Origin of the sequence: Nonomuraea sp. NPDC052265 (assembly GCF_044547985.1) — a bacterium.
In the GTDB taxonomy this organism is placed as follows: domain Bacteria; phylum Actinomycetota; class Actinomycetes; order Streptosporangiales; family Streptosporangiaceae; genus Nonomuraea.
This window is the reverse complement of sequence record NZ_JBIUBJ010000059.1, coordinates 1-4,335: the sequence shown is the minus strand read 5'-3', so window position 1 is coordinate 4,335 and position 4,335 is coordinate 1. Positions and strand designations below refer to the sequence as shown.

General features: G+C 69.2%; 6 protein-coding genes. 2 read left to right on the top strand and 4 right to left on the bottom strand.

Annotation, left to right across the window (positions count from 1 at the left end; all coding sequences use genetic code 11):
* Together ACIHAD_RS48745 and ACIHAD_RS48740 are read left to right on the top strand one after the other, a co-directional pair.
* A partial coding sequence (locus tag ACIHAD_RS48745) for an arsenic resistance protein (RefSeq protein WP_397361730.1) occupies window positions 1-213 on the top strand: 213 nt, incomplete at its 5' end.
* The gene (locus tag ACIHAD_RS48740) at window positions 206-628 is read left to right on the top strand and encodes an arsenate reductase ArsC (protein WP_397361729.1); all 423 of its coding nucleotides are present in this window, start codon (window positions 206-208) and stop codon (window positions 626-628) included. The genes ACIHAD_RS48745 and ACIHAD_RS48740, both read left to right, overlap by 8 nt.
* Here the strand turns inward: ACIHAD_RS48740 and ACIHAD_RS48735 are convergent.
* From ACIHAD_RS48735 to ACIHAD_RS48720, 4 genes are all read right to left on the bottom strand, one after another.
* Window positions 613-1,335 (bottom strand): M28 family metallopeptidase, encoded by a 723-nt coding sequence (locus ACIHAD_RS48735; RefSeq protein WP_397361728.1) that lies wholly within the window; start codon window positions 1,333-1,335, stop codon window positions 613-615. The genes ACIHAD_RS48740 and ACIHAD_RS48735 overlap by 16 nt on opposite strands.
* A 1,063-nt stretch (window positions 1,336-2,398) precedes the next feature.
* On the bottom strand, window positions 2,399-2,761 hold the full coding sequence (locus ACIHAD_RS48730) for a nuclear transport factor 2 family protein (RefSeq protein ID WP_397361727.1): 363 nt from the start codon (window positions 2,759-2,761) through the stop codon (window positions 2,399-2,401).
* Between the two features lie 86 nt (window positions 2,762-2,847).
* Window positions 2,848-3,219: a hypothetical protein gene (locus ACIHAD_RS48725; protein WP_397361726.1), complete on the bottom strand. Its 372-nt coding sequence runs from the start codon at window positions 3,217-3,219 to the stop codon at window positions 2,848-2,850.
* A gap of 6 nt (window positions 3,220-3,225) precedes the next feature.
* A complete protein-coding gene (locus tag ACIHAD_RS48720) occupies window positions 3,226-3,900 on the bottom strand; it encodes a hypothetical protein (RefSeq protein ID WP_397361725.1) in 675 nt (224 codons plus the stop codon).
* Between the last annotated feature and the right edge of the window lie 435 nt (window positions 3,901-4,335).

Below are 4,335 nucleotides of genomic sequence, written 5' to 3'. Positions count from 1 at the left end.
GACAAGACGACCACCCTCGCCTTCACCGCCGCCGGCAACAACTTCGAGCTGGCCATCGCCGTGGCGGTCGGCGTCTTCGGCGTCACCTCCGGCCAGGCCCTCGCGGGCGTGGTCGGCCCGCTCATCGAGGTCCCCGTCCTGGTCGCCCTGGTCTACGTCAGCCTGGCCGGCCGCCGCCTGTTTCGCACCGCAGAGGAGCCCACCCGTGCCTGAGACCGTCCCCGCCAAGCCGAGTGTCCTGTTCGTGTGCGTGCACAACGCCGGACGCTCCCAGATGGCCGCCGGGTGGCTCACCCACCTGGGCGGCGACCGGGTCGAAGTCCGCTCCGCAGGGTCAGCGCCTGCCGACCAGATCAACCCGGTCGCTATCGAGGCCATGGCCGAGGTCGGCATCGACATCACCGCCCAGTACCCCAAGGTGCTCACCTCGGGCGCAGTCGAGGCGTCCGACGTGGTGATCACCATGGGCTGCGGAGACGTTTGCCCGATCTTCCCCGGCAAACGCTATGAGGACTGGGAGCTCGACGACCCCGCCGGTCAGGACATCGAGGCGGTGCGGCCGATCAGGGACGAGATCGAGCATCGCATTCGCGCCCTGCTGACAGAACTGGGTCAGTCCGCGGGCTGACCCAGCAGCCAGACAGTGGCGGTGACCAGCCGGGCGGCGGCCAGGAGCGTTTCCTCCTCGACGCGGTCCGGCGTCTCGGTGGGCGTCTGGTAACCGGGCATACCCGTGCCGATACCGATCGCGGCCAGCCCGGCGGCGGCGTAGCGGCGGTTGTCGGAGGCCATCGCACCGGCACGCAGCGGTACGCCGGTTTCGCGGGCGGCCTGGTCCAGCACCGACAGCGGGGCGTGCGCGGGGCCACCGGCCTCGATGGAGGCGGCCTGGTGCAGCTTGGCGGCTCCGTCGAGGTTGATCACCAGGGTGTCCGGATGGACGGAAGGGGCGTGGTGGGCCGAGCCCCACGCACCGGCTTCTTCCGCGTCTAGGAAAGCCACCGACAGGTCGACCGGTACAGCACGCATGGTCAACACGCGCACAGCCTCCAGGATCACGGCTATGCCCGAGGCGTTGTCCGCGGCGGCGGGGAACCGGCGTTCAGGGGCGTCGCCGACGCCGTCGTAGTGGGCGGTCAGCAGCACGCGGGTGGGCCCGCCGGGGAAGCGGGCGTGGACGTTGCGGCCTTCGACGTCGACCGGCCGCAGCGGCGTCGACGCCGTCACCTCAACGGTTCCACGGGCCGCCGCATCGGAGAGTTCGCGGTGAAGGTCGGTGCGCAAGGAGAGGATCGGGACCGAGCGGACGCCGGGACCTGCGATCATCTTCGGCATCCAGCCTGCGGCGTCGGTGCCGCGTGCGGCCAAGACCCCGGCCGCGCCGCCCTGCTCGGCTCTGCCGCAGGCCCTGGCCCAATCACCGCTCCGGGCCAGAACCCATCGACCCGAATGGCGGTTTCCGTGCCGGTGTCGGCCACCACAGGCCCGCGGAGTGGATGAGGAAGCTCAGCCGAGGCCAGGTGCTCGGTGAAGTCACGCCGGTGCTCCAGCTTCCGCGGCGGCTCGCCGATGATCCATTCCAGGACCGGTGTGCCGTAGAGCTCGCGCACACCGGTGTCGGTCGCCATGGTGGAGCCCTTCGCAGATTCGATGTTCATCTAAGTTGACGTGAGTCTAATCGATCGATTAGACGCAAATCAATATAGAAGATCATCTAACTACTGGAGGAGCGTGGGTGATGGCGGCGACCAAGTCGCGTGCCTACGGCTGGCCCTCAAAAGGGTGGCCGAGGTGATAGCTGCTGCGAGCAGCTGTCGGCGAGGCTCTCCGACGGCTGCTCGCAGCCTCGTCGAGGACGCCTGTCCGGTGAGCCCGGGCCGCCGCTGGCTGCTGGAGAGTTGGCGTCACAGCAGGCCACGGACAACGCAGTGATCTACGCATACGAACACGGGATTCTCACCCGCGATACATGCTGGAGGGCGATCGGACGGTCGCGTCGGTGGCACGCGAGTTCGGGATCAACGCCAGCACGCCGGGCAGTTGGGTGCACCGGCATCGGATCGTGAACGCTCAGGACGAGCAGCCGGGCCGGTTACCGGGCCGGACCGGGCACGGATCCGGGAACCGGAGCGGGAGAACGCCGAGCTGCGAGAGAAGTTGATCTTCCTGAAAAAAGGCGGCCGCCTTCTTCGCGGCCGAGACTCGATGACGCTCGCCAAGAGGGTGTCTCTGATCCTCTGGCTTTGATCCTTTCGTGCATGGGCCGGAGCTGGGACACCAAGATCCAGTCCTTGATCTTGCCGGGATAGCCTGGCTTCGAGCATCGGCCCGCCCCCGGGGGGCGGGCGAACCTCGCCGACGACCAGCCGGCCGGTCGCCGGACAACGTGTCGGCTATGTCAATCGGTCGTGCTGGCGTGGACGGCGATGATTCGCCAGCCGTGCGTCTCGTCGTAGAGCCAAGTACGGGTGTAGCGCATCCTGGCCGCAAACGGCGCACCGGAGACGGTCCCTTCGACGGTGCCGAGAAACCATGTCACCCCGGTGCGCCCATCGGCGAGCACCGTCAACTCCTCCTCGGCCACCCTCGTCACCACCTGCGCCCGAGTGCGGTGCAGCTTCAGGTCGTCCGCCTTGGTCGCAACGTTCGCACCGAAGGTAAAGATCAGCCGATCATCCAGCAGCCGATCCAGCGCCTCGACATCTCCAGTGAGCTGCGCGGCCTGGAGTCGGCGCTCGGCGTCCCGCAAGTCCTCCATCATGAGGTCCACCCTCCCAGCCGGCGCCGTATCCGCACCAGGGCGTTCACGCTCGGCTGATCTTTGCAGTCCGATCCCAAGGACTCCGATCAGTGGCGGGGCAACTGCGGGTAGATCACGAGGAAGAAGACGACGAGGGCCACGACGGCGAGGATGATCTGCGTCCCGAGGCTCAGCCCGTCCTCGCCACCGTCACGCCGGGCGCGCCATTCCTCGCGATCGCGTCTGCGCGCCGACTCGTCGGTGGAGCGCCGGACCATCTCGCGCTGCTGGTCTGTCCGGCGCGAACTCTCCCGTTGGTAGTCATCGAACGCCTGCATGGGATCGCCCACCCACCCGACCGGGTTGTTGTTGAAGCGCAGGACGGGCGACAACTCGAACAGATCGGGGTACGGCCACCCGGAGGCGGCAGCCGGTCTGTCGGTCCCGTTGGGCCCCTGGTCGGCGAAGAGGTAGTCCATGCGGGCTCAGCTCGCGTAGTCGGGTTCGAGGCGCAGGACGTCCCCTTGCCGCAGGAAGTTGCCCGGCGTGGGCCCCGGTGGGAAGCTGCCGGAACTGCCGTTGCCGGCGACTCCCAGGGAGGTGTCGGCCCGGTCGCGCGGCCCGGTCGCCGGCAGGTTGCGGCTGCACCTGTCCATGGGACCGGTGGTCGGCGCGGACGCCTTCCAGATCAGCACGTGGAAGGTCCAGGCGCCGCGGTTGTCGCCCGGGCCGGGGTCGTTCACGCCGAAGGAGAACCTGGCCGGGGCGTTGTCCCGGAAGACCGTGCACCGGTTGAACGCGGTCGCCTGCCGCCCGTCGCCCGTCCAGCCCGCGGGGTTGTTGTTGAAGCGCAGCACGGCCGAGTACTGGGCCAGGCCGGGGTAGGGCCATCCCTGCGGCGCGACCTGCCCGTTGCCGCCGGGGCCGACGGTGCCGCCCTCCCAGTTGTCGGGATCCACCCGCGAGTTCAGGTCCGGGATGATCTGGAACACGTCACCCGGCTCGATGATGTTGCTCGGGTTACGGCCCACGGGGACCCCGCCGCCGCCGTTGCCCCAGACGAGCAGGTGCGGGATGTCATGGTTCGCGACCTGGCCCTCGGTGCACCGGCGCATCGCGTCGGCGGGGCCGGCGTGGGCGGGCATCCGCTGCTGCGCCATTACGCGAGAACCGGCGACCGGACGCCTCTGGCCATGGACGACGTCGCCGACGGCCGCTGGTGGCGGAGCGAGGCCTACCGCGCCGGCCGGGAGGCGATCGGCATCGACCGCCGGCTCGCCCTGCCCCTGGACTCCCTGCCCGGCCAGATCCGCGGCGTCATCATGAGCCGCGACGGCACCGGCTACAGCGACCGGGACCTCGAATACGAAGGAGAACCTCTACCGCAAGCTCGGCGTGCACGACCGGGTGAGCGCGCTGCGCAAGGCCCGCTCACTCGACCTGCTCCCGCCCGACGGCCCCGCCCCACCGGGTGCCTGACCGTCGTCGCCGCAGGCCGTGGGGTCAGACATCCCTGGACGTTTGTTGTCAAGCAGCGAGGTCGTTTGATCGGTGCGACCAGGCGGTTGCCTGGTCGTAGGGGCTGTGGGTTTTGA

Excerpts from the sequence above, each read along its gene's own strand:
- ACIHAD_RS48735 (WP_397361728.1), bottom strand. The coding sequence starts at position 1,335 with ATGCCGAAGATGATCGCAGGTCCCGGCGTCCGCTCGGTCCCGATCCTC.
- ACIHAD_RS48730 (WP_397361727.1), bottom strand. The coding sequence starts at position 2,761 with ATGATGGAGGACTTGCGGGACGCCGAGCGCCGACTCCAGGCCGCGCAG.
- ACIHAD_RS48725 (WP_397361726.1), bottom strand. The coding sequence starts at position 3,219 with ATGGACTACCTCTTCGCCGACCAGGGGCCCAACGGGACCGACAGACCG.
- ACIHAD_RS48720 (WP_397361725.1), bottom strand. The coding sequence starts at position 3,900 with ATGGCGCAGCAGCGGATGCCCGCCCACGCCGGCCCCGCCGACGCGATG.